This window comes from Thauera sp. 27, assembly GCF_000310125.2.
Classification (GTDB): Bacteria; Pseudomonadota; Gammaproteobacteria; order Burkholderiales; family Rhodocyclaceae; genus Thauera; species Thauera mechernichensis.
This window is the reverse complement of sequence record NZ_AMXB01000011.1, coordinates 50,022-70,457: the sequence shown is the minus strand read 5'-3', so window position 1 is coordinate 70,457 and position 20,436 is coordinate 50,022. Positions and strand designations below refer to the sequence as shown.

Below are 20,436 nucleotides of genomic sequence, written 5' to 3'. Positions count from 1 at the left end.
CGAGCGCGGCTCAGTCCTCGGCTGCCACGCCCTCACGCGCGAGTTTCAGCGCCTCGCGCAGCACGGTGATGTCACCGACATGGTTGGCGAGAAGCAGGATCAGGCGGGCGTTGAGCATCTCGCTCTGCTCGTCGCTGAGTTCGCGGTGGGCGTCGATGAGCGCCTCGTAGAAATCGTCGCCGGGCGAAAAGGCACGGAAGTAGCGCTTGCCGGGTTCGGCCAGGTTGGGCTGCAGGTTCAGGGCCATGACGATCTCCTTCAGGCGTTGCAGGTGGCACGGACGAGGGCCGCTCGCACCCGCTCGGTGTCGAGCAGGCGCCAGCGCGCAGCCACATGCTGGTCGGGACGGATGAGATAGGTGGTTCCGGGCCTCATGTCGTAGCGCTCGCGCACACGCCCCTTGGCGTCGATCAGCGTACGCAGGCCGGCAGGCGCCCGCCCGCGGGCCGCGACGATGACGGGCTCGAGCGCGATACCGCCATCAGCGAGCGCCTGCACGGTGGCGAGGGTGGTGTCCGCGAGGGCGGATGCATCGTCGACGTAATGCAGTACCTGGAAGCGGTTCCCGAGCACCTGCAGCAGCCAGGCGTGGCCATCGGCCGCGAGCACCGGCGCGTCGTCCATCGGCGCCCCCGGCACCATGGTGCCGGCAAAGTCGTCCTCGTCTGGCGTGTTGAGGCTCGATGCGGTCAGGTAGCTCGGCACCGACAGGCGCCCGGAATTGACGAGGGCGCGAGCGAAGGGATGATGTTCGGCCAGGCCCAGGACGGCGTTACGGAAGGTTTTGCTGGTGCGGCTCTTCGGGGTGATGAAGTCGGTCGAGCGCGTCGAGTTCATGATGTTTTCGTCCGCCGCGAAACCGCGCTCTTCGGTGTAGCTGTCGAGCAGCTTCGGCGGCGCCTTGCCGTCCATCACGAGCTTGAGCTTCCACACCAGGTTGTCGGCGTCCTGGATGCCCGAGTTGGCGCCGCGCGCTCCGAACGGCGAGACCTGATGCGCCGCATCGCCGACGAAGAGCACGCGCCCATGGTTGAAGCTGTTCATCCGCCGGCACTGGAAAGTGTAGACGCTGACCCATTCGAGCTCGAACTCGCGCTCGTCCCCGATCATGGCCTTGATGCGCGGAATCACGTTCTCGGGCTTCTTTTCCTGCTCGGGATCGGCGTCCCAGCCGAGCTGGAAATCGATGCGGAAGACGTTGTCGGCCTGACGATGCAGCAGCACCGACTGATTGGGATGGAACGGTGGGTCGAACCAGAACCAGCGCTCGGTCGGGAAGTCCGCCTTCATCACCACGTCGGCGATCAGGAAGCGGTCCATGAAGATCTTGCCCTCGATGTCGAGGCCGAGCATGCTGCGGATCGGGCTGCGCGCGCCGTCGGCGACGACCAGCCAGTCGGTGGTGAGCGAATAGGCTCCGTCCGGCGTCTCCACACGCAGCCCTGCCTTGTCGTCGCCGGGCGTGACGCCGATGACGTTGTTCCGGAAGCGGATTTCCAGGTTGGGGAGCTGGCGGGCGCGGCGGACGAGGTATTCCTCGAGGTAATACTGCTGCAGGTTGATCATGCCCGGACGATGATGGTCAGGCTCAGGGCAGAGGTTGAAATTGAAGACCTCGTCCTCCCGAAAGAAGGTGCGCCCGACGTTCCAGGACACACCTTTGGCGACCATCTCCTCGCCGCAGCCGAGGCGGTCGAGGATCTCGAGCGCACGCTTGGCGTAGCACACGCCACGCGACCCGATGGATACGGTGTCGTCGTTGTCGAGCACCAGCACGCGCTGGCCCTGCTGGGCGAGGTCGATCGCAGTGCACAGGCCAACCGGGCCGGCGCCGACGATGATCAAGGGATGGTGCCCTTCCCGCCCCTCGTCGATCTCGGGCGGTCGGACATATTCGAACTTCGGGTATGTGTACGTGCTCAGCACGGCGGTCTCCTCCTGGTGTTGGTTCGCTCCGGCCTCACGTCTGGGCGTGAGTTCGACCGGATACGGGCGCCCACGGCGGGCACCCGATCCCTCTGCTGCGGGGCCTGGCGCAATCTGCGTCCTTCAGTGCGGCACCTCAGGCCTGCAGCGCATGCCACATCTGCTGGTCGCGCTCGGCCGTCCAGATGCGCGGGTCGGCGATGCCGCTCGCCTCGTCATGGGCACGCGTGACATCGAACGGCAGGCAGTGCTCGTAGATGAAGACGTGGCCGAACTTCGGATCCATGTTCTTGCGCGTGTGCGCCATCGCCGCCTTCAGGTCCATGCCCTGCGCCACCGCCTCCTGTGCGCTGAGGTACAGCGTGGAGACGAAATCGCGCGTGTAGGCCAGCCCTGCCTGCACGGCAGCAGGCGTCATCAGGGCGGGGCCGCGCCCCGGGACGAGCTTGGCGAAGTTCATCGCGGCAAGCCTGTCGAGCGTCTGCGGCCACTCGGCGAGATAGGCGTCGCCGGTGTAACAAGCCGCGTCCGCCTCGACCAGGTCACCCGAGAAGCAGATCTGCTGAGCGGGCAGGTACACGATGGTGTCGCCCTTGGTATGGCCTCGACCGATCTGCTTGATCTTCACCTCGAGCTTGCCCAGCCAGAGCGTCATCTCGCCCTCGAAGCTCATCGTCGGCCAGGTCAGGCCGGGCACGCTCTCGACAGCCTGGAACAGGCGCGGGAAGCGGCCGATCTCCGAATCCATGTCCTGCTGGCCGCGCTCAACGATCAGATCGTAGGTGTCGCGGCTGGCGATGACCTCCTGCAAGCCTTCGCGCTTGTAGCCCGAAGCGCCGAGCACGCGGACAGCGTGATAGTGGGTCAGCACGACATACTTGATCGGCAGGTCGGTGATCTCGCGAACCTTGGCGATGACGCCCTGCGCTGCGACCGGCGTCGCCGTCGCGTCGATGATCATGACGGCGTCGTCGCCGATGATGACGCCGGTGTTGGGATCGCCCTCAGCAGTGTAGGCGTAGGCGTTATCGGACAGCTTCTCCCAGCTGATCTTCTTCTCTTCGACGTCGGCCTGCGATGCAAACTTCTTGCTGTTCATGATCGTGTGTCTCCTGCATTGACTGGGTGCGTCGAATCCTAGACCGCGATTTGCCTATAGTCAATCGATTTGCTATTAACAAATCTGAAGACCGTGATGAGACCGACCGTGGCACGCGCACGGAAGCTGCTAACATTCGCCGCGATTCAGGAGGGAGTCATGCAGGACAACACGCCGGCGGTAGCCGACACCGAACGCAGCGAACGGCGCGGCATCCAGTCCATCGAGGTCGGCGGCGCCCTGCTGCAGGCCCTGGTGCGCAGCGGCAAGCCGATGATCCTGAAGGAGCTCGCGCGCGAGGCGGGCATGCCGCCCGCCAAGGCCCACCCCTACCTGGTGAGCTTCGGCAAGCTCGGCCTCATCGAACAGAACCCGCTGACCGGGCGTTACGGCCTGGGGCCCTTTGCCCTGCAGGTCGGGCTGACCGCCCTTCACGGACTTGACCCGCTCAAGGCCGCGATTCCCGAGGTCGCTCGCCTGGCCGACGACATCGAGCTCAACGTCGCCATCGCGGTATGGGGAAACCTGGGTCCGACCATCGTTCACATAGAGGAATGCAGCAAGCAGATCCACGTCAACATGCGCCCTGGCACGGTGATGACGCCCTTGCTGCTGTCGGCCACCGGACGGGTGTTCGCGGCCTTCCTTCCCGAGCGCATCGTCGCGCCGATCCTCGCCGGCGAGACTGCAGCCGAGCCCGCCTCGGCGACCGACCTGACGGTCACCTCGCCCGAGGCGGCAGAGCAGCTCCTACAGGAAGTGCGCCGACACCGCCTGGCGCGCGCGCTCGGCAACCCCATCCCCGGCATCAATGCGTTCTCCGCGCCGGTCTTCAACGACGTCGGGCAGCTCACGCTCGCGATCACGGCGATGGGCCCCGCAGGCAGCTTCGACACCGCCTGGGATGGCGCGACCGCACAACGTGTGCGCACCTGCGCACAGGTCGTCGCGGCCCGCCTGGGCGCCGCGGCTCAGTCGCCCAGCGCGGGCGTGTAGAAGCGGTGGTGGCCGCGGCCGCCGTGCTTGACCGCGTAGAGGGCGAGGTCGGCCCGCCTGAGCAGGCTCTGCGCGTCGCCTCCGTGCTCGGGCGCCAGCACGATGCCGATCGAGGCCGACACGCACCCCTCGCCCTTCTCCAGCACGAAGGGCGTTGCGATCGCCTCGCCGATGCGCAGGGCAATCTCCTCGACGTCGTCCATACCGCCGATCTCGTTGAGGATGACAGCGAATTCGTCACCGCCGAGGCGGGCAACGGTGTCCGATTCGCGCACACAGGCGTTAAGGCGCTCGCCCGCTTCGACCAGCAGGGCGTCACCGGCGAGATGCCCCAGGCGGTCGTTCACCGCCTTGAAGCGGTCGAGGTCCACGAACAGCAGCGCGAAGGCCGAACCTCGCCGGTGCGCCCCCGCCAGCGCGGAAGCGAGGCGGTCGTCGAACAGTGCCCGGTTCGGCAGGCCGGTCAGCGGATCATGGTCTGCCCGGTAGCGGATCTTGTCCTCGAGCGCCTTGCGGCTGGTAATGTCGCTGAGGGTGGCGATGTAGCCCTGAATGTCGTCGGCGGCACCGACGCGGACGATCGAAATCCACTGCACGTAAAGGTCGCCGCTCTTGCGCCGGTTCCACATCTCGCCCTGCCAGCTGCCCTCGCGGGCGAGGCTGTCATACATCTGGGCAAAGTAGTCGGCATCATGACGCCCGGACGCAAGCAGTGCAGGCGTGCGGCCAAGCACCTCCGCAGCGGCATAGCCGGTAATGCGGCAGAAGGCGGGATTGACCTGGGTGATGCGGGACTCGGCGTCGGTCACGATGATGCCCTCGGCTGCGCCGTCGAACACCGCGCGGTAGCGCGCCTCGCTCTCTGCAAGCTGGCGCGCGCTGTGCCGATGCAGATCGACCTCGTCCGCCAGCTTGCGATTGGCGTCGGCAAGCTCGCCTGTGCGCAGCGCGATGAGGCGCTCCTGGTCGGCATTGATCGCGCGCACCACGCGCAGGTGGCGGCGGTTGACCTGCAACAGGCCATGAATCAGCCCGGCGGAGATCAGGAAGGCGAGCAGGTGCATGGCCCCGGTGCGCAGGCGCTGGGTGTCACGCATGGCAATCAGCGCCTGCGCAGGCATGGTGACCGAGATGCCGCCGCGGACGTCACCGACCTCGTAGCCCTGCGCGATGTGGCACTGCAGACAGGCCGGCACCACCAACAGCGGCGCCATGTAGCGATGGGTCTGGGTGTCGCCCGCAGCGACGAGCTCCAGCACTTCCGCCTCGCCACGCTCGAAGCGCCGTAGCGCCTCGCGCTCCCAGGGGTCGGGCGCATTGCCCGGGCGGATGGGGGACAGGCTCGTGATACGCACGCGCACGCCCTGCTTGGCCTCGGCGAGTTCGGCGATCTGTCGCGTCATGTAGGCCGGATTGACCATGGTGAGACGGCGCCCGTCCGCGCTGTCGATATCGCGCGCAGGATGCTCGAGGTAAGGATTGGGCTGGCCCTCGTCCGAGACAAGGACATACACGCCTCCGTGGCGCGCATTCCATTCGCGCGTGGTCTCGACCAGCGCGAACAGCGTCGCGCCACGCTCGCGCGCCAGGGCGAGCACGCTGCGATCGATCGACCGCCACTCGAGCGCCAGCAGGACGCCGAACAACAAGGCGCACACGAGATACCCCAAGGCGACAGCCGAGGCAAAGCCCCCCTCGCGCAGCGCGCGACGGCCTTCGGGGATGGGCTCGCGGGGCGGACTCATACGCCTAGTCTAGACCGTCGGAAAGATGGCTGGGAAGCTCATGCATCCACAGTGGAGACCGTCGTCCGCCCGGGCGCGGCCACTGCCTCCTCGTCCTCGCTGCCCAGAAAACCGCCGCTCTGATGCGCCCAGAGGCGCGCATACAGCCCCCCCTGGGCAAGCAGGCTGCGGTGATCGCCCTCCTCCACGATCCGCCCACGGTCCATCACCACCAGGCGGTCCATGGCGGCGATCGTAGACAGCCGGTGCGCGATCGCCACCACGGTCTTGCCTTCCATGAGACGGTAGAGGCTCTCCTGGATCGCGGCCTCGACCTCGGAGTCGAGCGCACTGGTGGCCTCATCGAGCAGCAGGATGGGCGCGTCCTTCAGCATCACGCGCGCGATCGCGATGCGCTGGCGCTGGCCGCCGGAGAGCTTGACGCCGCGCTCGCCCACATGGGCGTCGTAGCCGCGCCGCCCCTTGGGGTCGGTGAGGCCGAGAATGAAGTCGTGCGCTTCGGCACGCTTGGCTGCCGCAATCATGTCCGCATCGGAGGCATCGGGGCGGCCGTAGAGGATGTTGTCTCGCACCGAACGGTGCAGCAGCGAGGTGTCCTGGGTGACCATGCCGATCTGCGCGCGCAGGCTGTTCTGGGTGACGCCGGCGATGTCCTGGCCGTCGATCAGGATGCGGCCCTGCTCGAGGTCGTAGAAGCGCAACAGTAGGTTCACCAGGGTCGACTTGCCCGCGCCCGAGCGCCCGACCACGCCGATCTTCTCACCCGCGCGGATGGTGAGCGTGAAATCGTCGATCACCCGCCGCGCCTGTGCGCCCGTCGCACCATAGGCGAAGCCGAGTTGCTCGAAGCGGACTTCGCCACGGCTCACCACCAGCGGCCTGGCATCCGCGCGATCCACAACCGCATGCGGGCGCGACAAGGTGTTGATGCCGTCCTGCACGGTGCCGACGTTCTCGAACAGCGAGGCCATCTCCCACATCACCCAGTGCGACATGCCATTGAGGCGCAGCGCCATCGCGGTCGCCGCCGCCACCGCGCCAACGCCGACCTGGCCCTGGCTCCACAGCCACAGCGCCACCCCGCTGGTGGAGAGGATGAGGCCCATCGACAGGCTGTGCACGACGATCTCGATGCCGCTCACCAGGCGCATCTGCGCGTGCACCGTGTGCAGGAACTCCTGCATCGCGCCCCGTGCGTAGCCTGCCTCACGGCCAGCGTGGGAGAACAGCTTGACGGTGGCGATGTTGGTGTAGGCGTCGGTGATGCGCCCGGTCATCAGCGCACGGGCGTCGGCCTGGACGCGCGACACCTTCGACAGGCGCGGCACGAACCAGCGCAGCACCAGTGCATAGAGCGCCAGCCAACCCAGGAAGGGGGCGAGGAACCAGACGTCGAAGCTCGCCACCACCAGGGTGAGAGTGACGAAGTAGATGGTCACGAAGACCAGGATGTCGGTCATGATCAGGCAGGTATCGCGCACCGCGAGCGCGGTCTGCATGACCTTGGCCGAGACCCGGCCGGCGAATTCATCCTGGTAGAAGCTCATGCTCTGGCCGAGCATCAGACGGTGGAAGTTCCAGCGCAGCCGCATCGGGAAATTGCCCGCCAGGCTCTGGTGCTTGAGCATGGTCTGCACCGCCACCAGCGCGATGCTGCCGACGATGATGGCCGCAAGCAGCAGCAGGGTGCCCCCCTCGTCGGCCCACAAGCGCGCGGGTTCGACCGCAGCGAGCCAGTCGACCACCTTGCCGAGCATGGCGAACAGCAAGGCCTCGAAGGCGCCGATGCTCGCGGTGAGCAGCATCATGCCGAGGATGAAGGGCCGCATGCCCTCTGTACCCGCCCACAGGAAGGCGAAGAAGCCGCGCGGCGCAGGGCCGGGCGCGGCTTCGGGATAGGGGTCGATACGACGTTCGAACCAGCTGAAAGGCACTGATGGGCTCCTCGATGATCTCGGCATGTGACAGCCAGAGTGTGCCGTGGTTGCCCGCACAATGGCAAAAAGCCCCGTACGGGGCTGGGCCGCGCGAGGCCGCGCGAGGACTGCTGTAGGAGCGGCGCCAGCCGCGAGCTTTCGTCGCGCAACCAACTTGCGCCATCGCCTTCAACACCTCGCGGCTGGCGCCGCTCCTACATGAGGGGCAGTACGGGGGGCAGCGCCCCCGTGTGAGCTTACATCGCCGGTGCGCTGCTGCGAATCAGGTGATCGAAGGCCGACAGCGAAGCCTTGGAGCCTTCGCCCATGGCGATGATGATCTGCTTGTACGGCACCGTGGTGCAGTCGCCGGCAGCGAAGATGCCCGGCACCGAGGTCTGACCCTTGGCATCGACGATGACCTCGCCGAAGCGCGACAGCTCGACCGTGCCCTTGAGGAAGTCGGTATTGGGCAGCAGACCGATCTGCACGAAGATGCCCTCGAGCTCGACGCGGTGCACCTGCTCGGTGTTACGGTCCTTGTACACCAGGCCGTTGACCTTGTCGGTGCCGGTCACCTCGGTGGTCTGCGCGCTCTTGATGACGCTGACGTTGGGCAGGCTGTAGAGCTTCTTCTGCAGCACGGCGTCGGCACGCAGGTCATCGGCGAACTCGAGCAGGGTCACATGAGCGACCACGCCGGCGAGATCGATCGCGGCCTCGACACCCGAGTTGCCGCCACCGATCACCGCGACGCGCTTGCCCTTGAACAGCGGGCCGTCGCAGTGCGGGCAGTAGGCCACGCCCTTGCCGCGGAACGCCTTCTCGCCGGGCACGTTCATCTCGCGCCAGCGCGCACCGGTGGCGACGATCACGGTCTTGGCCCTGAGGCTGGCGCCGTTCTCCATCTTGACCTCGTGCAGGTTCTCGCCCGGCACCACGGCGGCGACGCGCTGCAGGTTCATGACGTCGACTTCATATTCCTTGACGTGCTCCTCGAGGGCCGCGACCAGCTTGGGACCTTCGGTGTACTTCACCGAGATGAAGTTCTCGATCGCCATCGTATCCATCACCTGGCCACCGAAGCGTTCGGCGACCACGCCGGTGCGAATACCCTTGCGTGCAGCGTAGATCGCCGCCGCCGCACCCGCTGGGCCACCGCCCACCACCAGCACGTCGAATGCAGCCTTCTCGGCCAGCTTCCTGGCGTCGCGCGCCGCAGCGCCGGTGTCGACCTTGGCCAGGATCTGGCCCAGTTCGAGGCGGCCCTGGTCGAACTCCTCGCCATTCAGATAGACGGTGGGCACCGCCATGATCTGGCGCTCCTCCACTTCCTTCTGGAACAGTGCGCCGTCGATCATGGTGTGGCGGATCTTCGGGTTGAGCACTGCCATCAGGTTCAGGGCCTGCACCACATCCGGACAGTTATGGCAGGACAGCGAGATGTAGGTCTCGAAATTGAGCTCGACGTCGAGGCTCCTGATCTGCTCGATCACCTCGGCCTCGACCTTGGGCGGGTAGCCACCGGCCTGCAGCAGGGCAAGGATCAGCGAGGTGAACTCGTGGCCCATCGGCAGGCCGGCGAAGCGCACACGCGCCTCTCCACCACGCGGCCCGACCGAAAACGAGGGCTTGCGCTCGTCGTCATCGCGGCGCTCGATCAGGGTGATGAGCTTGGACTGCTCGACCACGTCGTGCAGCAGTTCGAGCATTTCCTTGGACTTGGGACCATCGTCCAGCGACGCCACGATCTCGATCGGCTGCGTCACCCGCTCCAGGTAGGCTTTCAGTTGAGTCTTGATGTTGGCGTCAAGCATGACGGTTGTTCCTTTGGATGATTCCGGCCGCTGCGGTTTTGCGCGGTCCTGATACGACACAGCCGGCACGGGGCCGGCTGCTGGATTCACGGCCCGGACCCCATGGGCCCGGGCAGATGCTGCGGCCTGCTTAGATCTTGCCGACCAGGTCGATCGACGGCGCCAGCGTGGCTTCGCCTTCCTTCCACTTGGCCGGGCAGACTTCGTTCGGGTGCGACGCGACGTACTGGGCGGCCTTGAGCTTGCGCACGGTTTCGGTCACGTCACGGGCGATGGCGTTGTCGTGCACTTCCATCGTCTTGATGACGCCTTCCGGGTCGATCACGAAGGTGCCGCGCAGAGCCAGACCAGCTTCCTCGATATGCACGCCGAAAGCGCGGGTCAGCTGGTGAGTGGGGTCGCCAACCAGGGGGAACTGGGCCTTGCCGACCGCCGGCGAGGTTTCGTGCCAGACCTTGTGCGAGAAGTGGGTGTCGGTGGTGACGATGTACACCTCGGCGCCAGCCTTCTGGAACTCGGCGTAGTGCTCGGCAGCGTCCTCGATCTCGGTCGGGCAGTTGAAGGTGAAGGCAGCCGGCATGAAGATCAGCACGGACCACTTGCCCTTCAGGTCGGCTTCGGTCACTTCGATGAACTTGCCATTCTTGAAGGCTTGGGCTTTGAACGGCTGGACTTGGGTGTTGATCAGCGACATGTAGTTGCTCCAGAAGGGGTTGCAGGACGTTGGGTGAAACTCGATGGATGCCAGTCTAGATCGGCGCCATGCATTGATCTAATTGATTATCGAGATACTCTCGATTGAAAAAGCCTATCAGAGAAAGCAGGCGCCAGGACGCCCCATCGATTTCAGCATCATACGTCAGGGCACACGCGCGGATTTCAAGCCCCGGCAAGGTGCCTGCGCACCGAGATGGCAGCCCCCAGCCAACCGAGCAGCGCGGCGAAGGCAACGATGGCCAGTGCAGCACGCCAGTCCGGCCCACTGAGCACGAACACCGCGCCGTAGGTCTCGGCCAGCGCGGTGACGGGGGCGGAGAGCGCCCGCACGCCCAGCGACACCGTACCCAGGGCCACCAAGCCGCCGAGCGCGCCCTGGAGGCCACCAAACCAGTAGAACGGCCGCCGGATGAAGGGGTCGGTGGCGCCCAGCAGGCGGCTGACGGCGATCTCCTGGCGTTGCGTCAGAATCTGCAGGCGGATGGTGTTGAAGGTGACGATCACCAGCGCAAAGCCGAGCAAGCCCGCCAGCATGAGCACGGCAGAGCGTCCGAGCCCAAGCAGCGCATGCAGGCGCTTGACCCAGGCCGAATCGAGCTGGACATGGGCCACCTTGGGCCACGCCGCCATCTGCTCGGCCATGCGCTCGAACAGCTCCGGATCCTCCTCGCGCAATGACAGCACGAAGGCATCGGGCAGCGGGTTGGCGCTGAGCCCGCCGAGGACGTCGCCCAGGCCGCTCGCTTCGAGCTGGCGCAGAGCCTCGTCGCGCGCCACGAAACGATAGCTGCCGAGGTCGGGCGTTGCCTTCAGGCGCTGCTCGATGGCGGCGCGATCCTCGGGCCCGGCGTCCATGTCGAGAAAGAGACTGATCTCGGGAGCGCCCGAGACGCCGCGCGCCAGCGAGGACACATTGTCCAGCAGCAGGTAGCCGCCGCCCGGCAACGACAGCGCGATGCCGACCACCAGCGCGGACAGCAGGGTGCTCAACGGCTGGGCGGCAAGGCGGCGCAACGCATGGGCGATGGCGCGCAGGTGCAGGTAAAGCCAGTGGATCATGCTGCCTCCATGGCCGGGCGCCCTGTGGGACGCGAGTCCTCCACGAGTTGCCCCTTCGCGAGCACGAGCCGGCGCGGCCGGCTCGCCGAGAACAGACTGGCATCATGCGTGGAGATGAGCACGGTCACCCCGGCCTGATTGAAGGAGCGGAACAGCTCGGCAATGTCCGCCGCATAGGCGGGGTCAAGATGCGCCGTAGGTTCGTCGGCAATCAGGATGGAGGGCCTGTTGACGATGGCACGTGCGATCGCCACCCGCTGCTGCTCGCCACCGGAGAGACCTGCGGGCATTTCCTTGCCACGCCCGTCCAGACCGACACGCTCGAGCGCCGCCCCGACCCGGCGAGCGGCATCACCCGGCGGATGGCCAGTGATGACGAGAGGCAGCATCACGTTGTCGAACACGCTGCGGTCGAACAACAGGCGGCTCTCCTGCAGCACCAGGCCGAGGTTGCGCCGCAGGTAGGGAATGGCGGTGCGCGGCAGATGGGAAACATCCTGCCCATTGATGAGCACACGCCCGGCGCTCGGACGCTCGATCACCGGAATGAGCTTGAGCAGCGTGCTCTTGCCCGCACCCGAGTGACCGGACAGCACGACGAGTTCGCCGTGGCGGACCTCGAAACTGATCCCGGCCAACGCCGTATAGCCGCCCGCATAGCGCTTGGCTACGCCCTCGAAGACGATCATCTGCGCGCGTCCGCTCCCGCCTTTACCGCACCTGCACCAGGCTCGAACAAGGCATCGACGAACTCGCGTGCCTTGAAAGGCTGCAGGTCGTCGATACCCTCGCCGACACCGATGAAGCGCAGCGGCTTGGGGCATTGGCGCGCGATCGCCGCCAGCACACCGCCCTTGGCAGTGCCATCGAGCTTGGTCACCACCAGGCCGGTGACGCCGATCGCCTTGTCGAAGGCCTTGACCTGGGCGAGCGCGTTCTGGCCGATGTTGGCGTCGAGCACCAGCAGCACCTCGTGCGGGCCGCTCGGGTCGGCCTTGGCGATCACCCGGCGCACCTTGGCGATTTCTTCCATCAGGTGGAGCTGGGTGGGGAGGCGCCCGGCGGTGTCGGCGAGCACGACGTCGATCCTGCGCGCACGCGCGGCGTTGATGGCATCGAAGATGACCGCTGCGGCATCGCCGCCCTCCTGGGCGACCACGGTGACGTTGTTGCGCTCGCCCCAGGTCATCAGCTGCTCGCGCGCAGCAGCGCGGAAGGTATCGCCGGCCGCCAGCAGCACACTCTTGCCCTGGGCCTGGAAATACTTTGCCAGCTTGCCGATCGAGGTCGTCTTGCCCGAGCCATTGACGCCCGCGATCATGATGATGAAGGGCTGGTGGCTGCCGAGCTCGAGCGCCTGCTCGAGCGGCGCAATGATGCCGTGCAGGCCGTCGGCGAGCGCCTTCTGCAACTGGTCGGCGGTTTCCAGGCGGTCGCGCTTCCAGCGCATGCGCAGGTCGTCGATGAGGTACTGGGTGGCATCGACACCGCAATCGGCCATCAGCAAGGTGGATTCGAGTTCCTCGAGCAGATCCTCGTCGATCTTGCGCAGGCCGAAGAGGTTGGCCAGGCCACCGCCGATCTGCTGACGCGTGCGCGCCAGCCCCGCCTTGAGGCGCTCACCCCAGGACAGGCGCGGCGCCGGCGCCACCACCGTCTCGGCCACGGCTGCAGCCTCCCCCTCCGCAGGCACCACTTCGGCGACGGCTTCAGCCGCTGGCTGCGCGACCTCGACCGCCGGCGCTGCAGCGGCCGCTGCGGCCGGGTCGATCACCGCAGGCGCGGGAACGCCAACCTCGGCCGTCGGTTCCGCTACTGCGGGCGCCACGTCCTCGGGCTTTGGGGACTTCTTCTTCAGGAAACCAAACATGAAACGCTCGGGTCAGAGAGGTCGTTTTGCGTCGGCGCGCACGGCACCCGTTGCGTGGGCGCCCGCCTCCGATCACGCTAAGATGCGGCTCCGCGGCACGCGCCGGCCCTGCCTGCGCCCGTACTGCGAAATGCCGCGAATTCTAACAGATGCAGGACAACTCCATGTTTCGCTCACCCCGCCTTCGTTCAGTGCTGCTGGGCATTGCGGCAGCCACCCTGGCCGCACCGCCCGCCCTCGCCAACCCGTTCGAGACCACGCTTGCAAACGGCATGAAGCTGATCGTAAAGGAAGACCGCCGCGCGCCCTCCGTGGTGCACATGGTCTGGTACAACGCTGGCGCGATGGACGAGCCGGACGGCGTGTCGGGCGTGGCCCACGTGCTCGAACACATGATGTTCAAGGGCACGCGAGAGGTCGGCCCGGGCGAGTTCAACAAGCGCGTCGCCGCCGTCGGCGGGCGTGACAATGCATTCACCGGCAAGGACTACACCGCCTACTTCCAGCAGGTGCCGCCCGCCCATCTGCCGGCGATGATGGCACTCGAGGCCGACCGCATGCAGAACCTGGTGCTCACCGACGACGAGTTCGCGCGTGAGCTCGAGGTCGTGAAGGAGGAACGTCGCCTGCGCACCGACGACCAGCCGCGCGCGCTGGTCTACGAGCAGCTGATGGCCACCGCCTTCCAGGCTCATCCCTACCGCCGCCCGGTGATCGGCTGGATGCCCGACCTCGAGGCCATGCAACCCGAGGACGCCCGCGAGTGGTACCGGCGCTGGTATGCGCCCAACAATGCCTGGCTGGTGGTCGTGGGCGACGTCGACCACCAACAGGTCTTCCGCGACGCCGAGCAGCACTACGGCGCGATCCCGGCACGCGCCCTGCCCGAGCGCCGCATCTCGCCCGAGCCTGCCCAGCGCGGTCCGCGCAGCTCGGAGGTGCGGGCACCGGCCGAACTGCCCTACCTGGCCATGGCCTGGCAGGTGCCCACCCTGCGCGACCCGGCAAACGAGCGCGAACCGTACGCGCTGCAGGTGCTCGCCGCAGTGCTCGACGGCTATGACGGCGCCCGCCTCACCCGCCGCCTGGTGCGCGACGAACAGCTCGCGGTGTCGGTCGGCGCGGGCTACGACGGCAGCGGCCGCGGCCCGTCGCTGTTCTACCTCGACGGCGTACCCGCCCCGGGGCGCACGGTAGATGAACTCCAGGCCGCGCTGCGCGCCGAACTGCAGCGCGTCCGCGACCACGGCATCAGCGCGGAAGAGCTCGCCCGCGTCAAGACCCAGGCCATCGCCAGCCGCGTCTACAAGCGCGACTCGCTGATGGGCCAGGCGATGGAGATCGGCTACCTGGAGTCGGCAGGCTTGTCCTGGCGCGACGAGGACAGGCTGCTCGAAGGCCTGCGCGCAGTCACTGCGGACGAGGTGCAAGCGGTGGCGCGGCGCTATTTCGACGACGCCAGCCTCAGCATCGCCCGTCTCGACCCGCAGCCGCTCGGCGAACAACGCCCGCGCTCGCCCTTCGCCCCCGCCCGCCACTGACGCCTCAGCACAGGAAACCGCTGCAACCATGCGCGCATCGATCCGCCCCCTGATCATCCCCGCTCTCGCCCTCGCCGGCTTCCTCGGCCTGGCCTCACCTGCACTCGCCGGCCCGCAGATCCAGCACTGGGTCGCACCGACCGGCGCGCGCGTGCATTTCGTCGAAAGCCGCGCCCTGCCCCTGGTCGATATCCAGGTGAGCTTTGCCGCCGGCACCGCGCTCGACCCTGCCGACAAGGCCGGCCTGGCTAGCATGACCCAGGCCCTGCTCGATGCGGGCGCCGGCAACCTGGACGAACAGACCATCGCCGACCGCAAGGCCGACCTCGGCGCCCAGGTTCGCGGCGGCGCCGACAACGACCGCGCCAGTCTGGCGCTGCGCAGCCTGTCGTCGCCAGCCGAGCTCGACGCGGCCGTCGAACTCGTTGCCACCGTGCTGGCGCGACCGACCTTCCCTGCCGAGATCCTGGAGCGCGAGCGCGCACGCGCGATCGCCGGCCTGCGCGAGGCGCTGACCAAGCCGGGCAGCCTTGCTGCCCGCCAGTTCAATGCCGCGCTCTACGCGAGCCACCCCTACGGCAACAACAGCAGCCCGGAATCGCTGGCGGCGATCAGCCGTGAAGACCTGGCGGACTTCCATCGCCGATACTACGGCGCCAACCGCGCCGCAGTGGCGATCGTCGGCGATATCGACCGCGCCACGGCCGAGCGCATCGCCGTGCGCCTCACCGAAGCCCTGCCGCAGACCGCAGCCGCCAGCCCGCCGCCGCCCCCCACCCCCACCCGCGCCCAGACTTTCCGCATCCCCCACCCTTCAGCCCAGGCCCACATCCTCGTCGGCCAGCCCGGCATGGCACGCGAGGATGCGGACTACTTCGCGCTGCTGGTGGGCAACCACGTCCTGGGCGGCGGCGGCTTCGTGTCGCGCCTGACCCGCGAAGTGCGCGAGCAGCGCGGCTTCGCCTACAGCATCTATAGCTTCCTGTCGCCGCAACAGGTCGCCGGCCCCTTCCAGATCGGGCTGCAGACGCGCGGCAGCCAGGCCGACGACGCACTCTCGGTCGTGCGCCAGACACTCGACACCTTCATAGCCGAAGGACCGACTGCCGACGAGTTGCAGGCCGCCAAGGACAACCTGATCAACGGCTTCGGACTGCGCCTCGACTCCAACGCCAAGCTGCTCGACCATGTCGCCATGATCGGCTTCTACGGCCTCGCCCTGGACTGGCTCGACACCTATCCAGCACACGTCGAGAAGGTCACCGTGGCGGCCGTGCGCGACGCCTGGCAACGCCGCATCCGCCCGGATCAGCTCATCACCGTGATCGCTGGCGGCGACGGTGATCGCGCGCCGGATGCCGCTGCCACGCCGAGCGCCGCGATAACGGATGGCGCCAATTGAGCCGGGTACGCATCGTCGGCGGGCAATGGCGCTCCCGCCTGCTCGACGTCGCCCAGGCTCAGGGACTGCGCCCCACGCCCGATCGCGTGCGCGAAACCGTGTTCAACTGGCTGGGCCAGGATCTGGACGGCCAGCACTGCCTGGACTTGTTCGCCGGCACCGGCATCCTCGGTTTCGAGGCGGCCTCGCGCGGTGCCGCGGGCGTGGTGCTGGTCGAGCGTGATGCACGCGCCCTGGACGCACTGCACAAATCGGCAAAGACCCTACAAGCATCGCAAGTAGAGATCGTGCGCGGCGATGCGGTAAGATTCGCGCAAACCACACCGCGAAGGTTCGACGGCGTGTTCCTCGACCCCCCGTACAAGCAGGGTTGGATCGAGCGTGTAGCCCCCTGGCTCGACCGCATCGTCCAGCCCGGTGGCTGGCTTTACGTGGAAGCCGAGGCGCCGGTCACGAGCCTGGGCAAGTGGCACGTCGTCAGGCAAGGACATGCCGGCCAGGTTCATTTCCATCTGATGCGTGGGAGCGATGAATGAAGGAAGCGATTGCGGTCTATCCAGGCACCTTCGACCCGTTCACCCGAGGCCATGAGGACCTCGTGCGACGGGCCTCGGTGCTGTTCGACCGTGTCGTGGTCGCGGTGGCCAAGAGCAACAGCAAGAACCCGATCTTCTCGCTCGAGGAGAGGGTCGAGATCGCACGCTCGGCCGTCGCCGCCTTTCCCAATGTGACGGTGGTCGGCTTCGACTGCCTGCTCATGGACTTCCTGCTGCAGCAGAATGCGCGCGTAATTCTGCGCGGCCTGCGTGCGGTGTCCGACTTCGAATACGAATTCCAGATGGCGGGGATGAACCGCAAGCTCTATCCGGACGTCGAAACAGTATTCCTGACCCCGGCAGAAGAGTACATGTTCATCTCGGCCACCATGGTGCGTGAGATCGCCCGCCTCGGCGGCGACGTAAGCAAGTTCGTGCAGCCTCAGGTGCTGGCACGGCTGCAGGAAAAACTGAACTCAAAGTGAAAGCAAGGAAGCAAAGAACATGGCTCTGATCATTACCGACGAATGCATCAACTGCGACGTGTGCGAACCGGAGTGCCCGAACGGCGCCATCTCCCAGGGTGACGAGATCTACGAGATCGACCCCGGCAAGTGCACCGAATGCGTCGGCCACTTCGACGAGCCGCAGTGCCAGCAGGTGTGCCCGGTCGACTGTATCCCGCTCGATCCCGACCACAAGGAAACCAAGGATCAGCTCATGGAGAAGTTCCTCAAGCTGACCGGCAAGGCCTGAGCCCCTTCTCGGCGGGCAGACGCTGAAAACTCGAATGGGCGAGCCGCGGCTCGCCCATTCGTCTTTGCGGCCGCATGCGCTCAGGCGACGGCGCGCCCCGCCTCCATGTCGACAGATTCCACCCGGGCGAGGCCAAGCGCGTCTGCGATCGCGTTCTCGTGCGCATCGAGGTCGGCGATGAGCGCCAGCACGGCCTGCTCGCCCTGCTTGAGCTCATCGACACGGCTCTCCAACGTGTCGGTCGCCTCGTGGATGCGCTTCACGCTCTCAAGGCGGCGCTTGAGCTGGATCTGGTACTCGCGCACCTGGGTTTCCAGTGGCGACATGACTGCACGCAACCACTGCTCGACGTCGCGGTTGGCGATTTCGAACGTGCGGCGCGCCTGCACCGCCACGGTCTCGAAGAACTTCTGCGTGAGCGCGTGCTTCTCCGTCGTGACCAACACCAGCGCGGTGTTGATCTGGCGATTGAAGGCTGCCTCGAGGCGATCGATCTCCTTCTCGTAGCGTAGCGTCGAAAAACCCTCCGGCGGCGTCAGCTTGAGCCCGTGCTCGACGCTGAAGCGCTTGTACATTGCGTCGAGCATGCGCGTGATCTCGCCGATCTCTGCCGTCGACCGCTCCAGATTGGCGCGCAAGTGTTTGAAGAAGCCCTCCATCGCCTCGCGCAGGCCGCGCGAGAAGGAGGACTCGAGCATGGCCTCGCGCGTGCGTCGGGTCTCGTCGCGCAATGCATCCAACCCCATGTGGGCAAGAAGGTTGTTGGTCAGGTTGGAGAACACCGAGCGCACCGCGTAGTACTTCTGCAGGCCCTGCTCGAACTCCTCCTTTTCACTGCGGATCTTGCGCATCATGTATTCGATGACGCTCTGGTTCTTGCCGCGCAGGTCGGTGAGTTCCTGCAACTGCTCGCGCAGGCTGCCCAGGCGGGCCTCCAGCAGGCCGCGCGTGGCAGCGATGACCTCGTGCGTCTCGGCGAACATGTCCTCGCGCACGATCTCCTGCTTGGTGGGCAGCAGGTCCTCGCTCAAGGCGCGCTCGAGCACGGGCACGCGGCTACGCTCGAGCAGCGCCGCATCGCCCTGGATGCGGGCCACCAGCCCCTTCTGCGCCGACACCGGGAAGACCGCGGCGGGCTCGATGCCCAGCGTATCGGCCACCGAATCGACCTGGCGCGCGATCTCGGCGTCGATCCGCGCCTCGTCGCGCAGGCCGTCCCACAGGCCATCGATCTTGTTCAGCACCACCATGCGACCGCGCTGGCGCTCCGCACCACCCTGCACGTAGCTGCGCCATACGGCAAGGTCGCTCTGCGTCACCCCGGTGTCGGCCGCCAGAATGAAGAGCACGGCGTGCGCATTGGGCAACATTGACAGCGTCAGCTCGGGCTCGGCGCCGATGGCGTTGAGGCCGGGCGTATCGAGCACGACCAGGCCCTGCTCGAGCAGCGGGTGCGGGAACTGGATCACCGCATGGCGCCAGACCGGAATCTCGACCAAGCCGTCGGCGCCGGGCTTGATGCCCTCCTCGCCCTTGACATCGACCGCGAAGCCGAGCGCGTCGGCTTCGGGCTGGCTGACGCGCTGGGTGTCGCCCACGCGTGCGAGCGCACGCTGCAGGCTGGGCGCATCGACCGCATCGAGCGGCAACACATGCCACTCCTCGGGATAACGCTTGAGCTCGCTGACCGGCGTCTGGCGCACGCGCGTACCTATCGGCAGCAGCCTGAGCTCGGCCTTCGCCCCCTTGGACCACTGCAGCTCGGTCGGGCACATCGTGGTACGCCCGGCGCTCGAGGGCAGGATGCGATCGCCATGGTCGGCAAAGAAGATGGCGTTGATGAGCTCGGACTTGCCGCGCGAAAACTCGGCAACGAAAGCCACCGTCAGCTTGTCGTCACGCAGGCGCTCGAGCAGGTACTGCAGGCGCAGGTCGGACTGCGCGTCACCCACCTCGTTGCGCGTCAGCCAGCTGCGCAGGCGGGTCACCGCATCGCCTGCATTGGCGCGCCAGCGGGCGTAGGCGGAGAACTGTTCGGTCAGATCGGTCATCTGCACCCTCGTCGAGTGGGTTGCCATGGATATTCCTGAAGGATAGCGGCGAGCACCGCCGTTTACAACGTGAAAAGCGCCTGCTGCGGACAGGAGGCGTGCCACGGCCGACGAGCGACCTAGTTGCGCCGCTGGCAGCGCGGGCAGAAGTAGGTGGCACGCTGGGCGCTGACGATCCGCCGCACCGGCGTACCGCACACCCGGCATGCCTCGTCGTCACGGCCATAGACGAAGTACTGCTGCTGAAAGTAACCCGGCTGGCCATCGCCACCGACAAAATCGCGCAAGGTACTGCCGCCCGCGGCGATCGCCGCCTCCAGCGTCTCGCGCACGGTACTGACGAGGCGTTCGCAACGCTGCTCGCCGAGCCGCCCAGCCACCTGGAGCGGATGGATGCGCGCCCTGAACAGGCTCTCGGAAGCATAGATGTTGCCGACACCGACAACCTTGTGGCTGTCCATCAGCACATGCTTGATCGGAGCACGCAGCCCACGCGTGACGCGGTACAGCCAGGCACCGTCGAAGCCGGCTTCGAGCGGCTCGGGCCCCAGACCGGCAAGCAGCCGGTGCCCGGACGCGGCACCGGGCTGCCAGAGCACCATGCCGAAGCGGCGCGGGTCGCGCAGACGCAAGGCCTGCGCACCGAACACGAAATCGACATGATCATGGACACCTGCGGGCTCATTCGCCTGCACCACGCGCAGGCTGCCGGACATGCCAAGATGCACGATCACCGTCCCCGTACCGAAATCGAACAGAAGGTACTTGGCGCGCCGCGTCACCGCCTGCAGCGTGCGCCCCCCCACCTGCGCGGCCAGGTTGTCGGGTACGGGCTCACGCAGGCGCGCATTGCGTACCACGACAGCGTTCAGGCAACGCCCTTCGACATGCGGCTGGATACCGCGGCGGGTAGTCTCGACTTCTGGCAGTTCGGGCATGAAGATGGGCTGGGCGAGGCGAAACCCCGTGACGGGAAGGGAAGGCGCAGCGGGCGGAGCACCCACA

18 protein-coding genes are annotated in these 20,436 nt (G+C 66.9%); 6 read left to right on the top strand and 12 right to left on the bottom strand.

The genetic code is table 11. From position 1 onward, the window contains the following. Window positions 1-10: 10 nt before the first annotated feature. From B447_RS07955 to B447_RS07945, 3 genes are all read right to left on the bottom strand, one after another. On the bottom strand, window positions 11-247 hold the full coding sequence (locus tag B447_RS07955; RefSeq protein WP_002938488.1) for a DUF2783 domain-containing protein: 237 nt from the start codon (window positions 245-247) through the stop codon (window positions 11-13). Window positions 248-258: 11 nt separating this feature from the next. Further along, the gene (locus B447_RS07950) at window positions 259-1,926 is read right to left on the bottom strand and encodes an FAD-dependent oxidoreductase (protein ID WP_002938487.1); all 1,668 of its coding nucleotides are present in this window, start codon (window positions 1,924-1,926) and stop codon (window positions 259-261) included. Window positions 1,927-2,062: 136 nt separating this feature from the next. Beyond that, window positions 2,063-3,025 (bottom strand): MBL fold metallo-hydrolase, encoded by a 963-nt coding sequence (locus B447_RS07945; protein WP_002930461.1) that lies wholly within the window; start codon window positions 3,023-3,025, stop codon window positions 2,063-2,065. Between the two features lie 159 nt (window positions 3,026-3,184). Here B447_RS07945 and B447_RS07940 point away from each other — a divergent pair, with 159 nt between their 5' ends. After that, window positions 3,185-4,021 (top strand): IclR family transcriptional regulator, encoded by an 837-nt coding sequence (locus B447_RS07940; protein WP_002930459.1) that lies wholly within the window; start codon window positions 3,185-3,187, stop codon window positions 4,019-4,021. Here B447_RS07940 and B447_RS07935 read toward each other — a convergent pair. The 7 genes from B447_RS07935 to ftsY form a co-directional block, all read right to left on the bottom strand. Continuing rightward, window positions 3,997-5,766, bottom strand: a complete 1,770-nt coding sequence (locus B447_RS07935) for a diguanylate cyclase domain-containing protein (RefSeq protein ID WP_002938485.1) — start codon at window positions 5,764-5,766, stop codon at window positions 3,997-3,999. The genes B447_RS07940 and B447_RS07935 overlap by 25 nt on opposite strands. Before the next feature lie 38 nt (window positions 5,767-5,804). Continuing rightward, complete coding sequence (locus tag B447_RS07930; RefSeq protein ID WP_002938483.1) at window positions 5,805-7,700, bottom strand: ABC transporter ATP-binding protein; 1,896 nt, start codon at window positions 7,698-7,700, stop codon at window positions 5,805-5,807. A gap of 239 nt (window positions 7,701-7,939) precedes the next feature. After that, entirely contained in the window at window positions 7,940-9,499 is a 1,560-nt protein-coding gene (gene ahpF / locus B447_RS07925; protein WP_002938480.1) for an alkyl hydroperoxide reductase subunit F, read from the bottom strand. Between the two features lie 130 nt (window positions 9,500-9,629). Continuing rightward, the gene (gene ahpC / locus B447_RS07920; protein ID WP_002930451.1) at window positions 9,630-10,193 is read right to left on the bottom strand and encodes an alkyl hydroperoxide reductase subunit C; all 564 of its coding nucleotides are present in this window, start codon (window positions 10,191-10,193) and stop codon (window positions 9,630-9,632) included. Window positions 10,194-10,378: 185 nt separating this feature from the next. Then, window positions 10,379-11,275, bottom strand: a complete 897-nt coding sequence (ftsX, locus tag B447_RS07915) for a permease-like cell division protein FtsX (protein WP_002938475.1) — start codon at window positions 11,273-11,275, stop codon at window positions 10,379-10,381. Beyond that, window positions 11,272-11,964: a cell division ATP-binding protein FtsE gene (locus B447_RS07910; RefSeq protein WP_002930448.1), complete on the bottom strand. Its 693-nt coding sequence runs from the start codon at window positions 11,962-11,964 to the stop codon at window positions 11,272-11,274. The genes ftsX and B447_RS07910 overlap by 4 nt, the downstream gene beginning before the upstream one ends. Further along, the gene (gene ftsY / locus B447_RS07905) at window positions 11,961-13,145 is read right to left on the bottom strand and encodes a signal recognition particle-docking protein FtsY (protein WP_002938473.1); all 1,185 of its coding nucleotides are present in this window, start codon (window positions 13,143-13,145) and stop codon (window positions 11,961-11,963) included. The genes B447_RS07910 and ftsY overlap by 4 nt, the downstream gene beginning before the upstream one ends. Window positions 13,146-13,309: 164 nt before the next feature. On the opposite strand from ftsY, the gene B447_RS07900 reads away from it, so the two are divergent. From B447_RS07900 to B447_RS07880, 5 genes are read left to right on the top strand one after another with little or no spacing between them, the layout of a single operon-like run. Then, a complete protein-coding gene (locus tag B447_RS07900; protein ID WP_002938470.1) occupies window positions 13,310-14,686 on the top strand; it encodes a M16 family metallopeptidase in 1,377 nt (458 codons plus the stop codon). 28 nt (window positions 14,687-14,714) lie between these two features. After that, window positions 14,715-16,088 carry a M16 family metallopeptidase gene (locus B447_RS07895; RefSeq protein WP_002938467.1) on the top strand — a complete coding sequence of 458 codons (1,374 nt, stop codon included), beginning with the start codon at window positions 14,715-14,717 and terminating at the stop codon, window positions 16,086-16,088. After that, the gene (gene rsmD, locus B447_RS07890) at window positions 16,085-16,624 is read left to right on the top strand and encodes a 16S rRNA (guanine(966)-N(2))-methyltransferase RsmD (RefSeq protein ID WP_002938461.1); all 540 of its coding nucleotides are present in this window, start codon (window positions 16,085-16,087) and stop codon (window positions 16,622-16,624) included. The genes B447_RS07895 and rsmD overlap by 4 nt, the downstream gene beginning before the upstream one ends. Then, complete coding sequence (gene coaD / locus B447_RS07885; RefSeq protein WP_002931041.1) at window positions 16,621-17,109, top strand: pantetheine-phosphate adenylyltransferase; 489 nt, start codon at window positions 16,621-16,623, stop codon at window positions 17,107-17,109. The genes rsmD and coaD overlap by 4 nt, the downstream gene beginning before the upstream one ends. A 19-nt stretch (window positions 17,110-17,128) precedes the next feature. Then, window positions 17,129-17,380, top strand: a complete 252-nt coding sequence (locus tag B447_RS07880; protein WP_002938455.1) for a YfhL family 4Fe-4S dicluster ferredoxin — start codon at window positions 17,129-17,131, stop codon at window positions 17,378-17,380. 80 nt (window positions 17,381-17,460) lie between these two features. Here B447_RS07880 and B447_RS07875 read toward each other — a convergent pair whose 3' ends face one another. Next, window positions 17,461-19,431 (bottom strand): dynamin family protein, encoded by a 1,971-nt coding sequence (locus B447_RS07875; RefSeq protein WP_002938452.1) that lies wholly within the window; start codon window positions 19,429-19,431, stop codon window positions 17,461-17,463. A gap of 119 nt (window positions 19,432-19,550) precedes the next feature. Then, window positions 19,551-20,369, bottom strand: a complete 819-nt coding sequence (gene mutM / locus B447_RS07870; RefSeq protein WP_002931048.1) for a bifunctional DNA-formamidopyrimidine glycosylase/DNA-(apurinic or apyrimidinic site) lyase — start codon at window positions 20,367-20,369, stop codon at window positions 19,551-19,553. Between the last annotated feature and the right edge of the window lie 67 nt (window positions 20,370-20,436).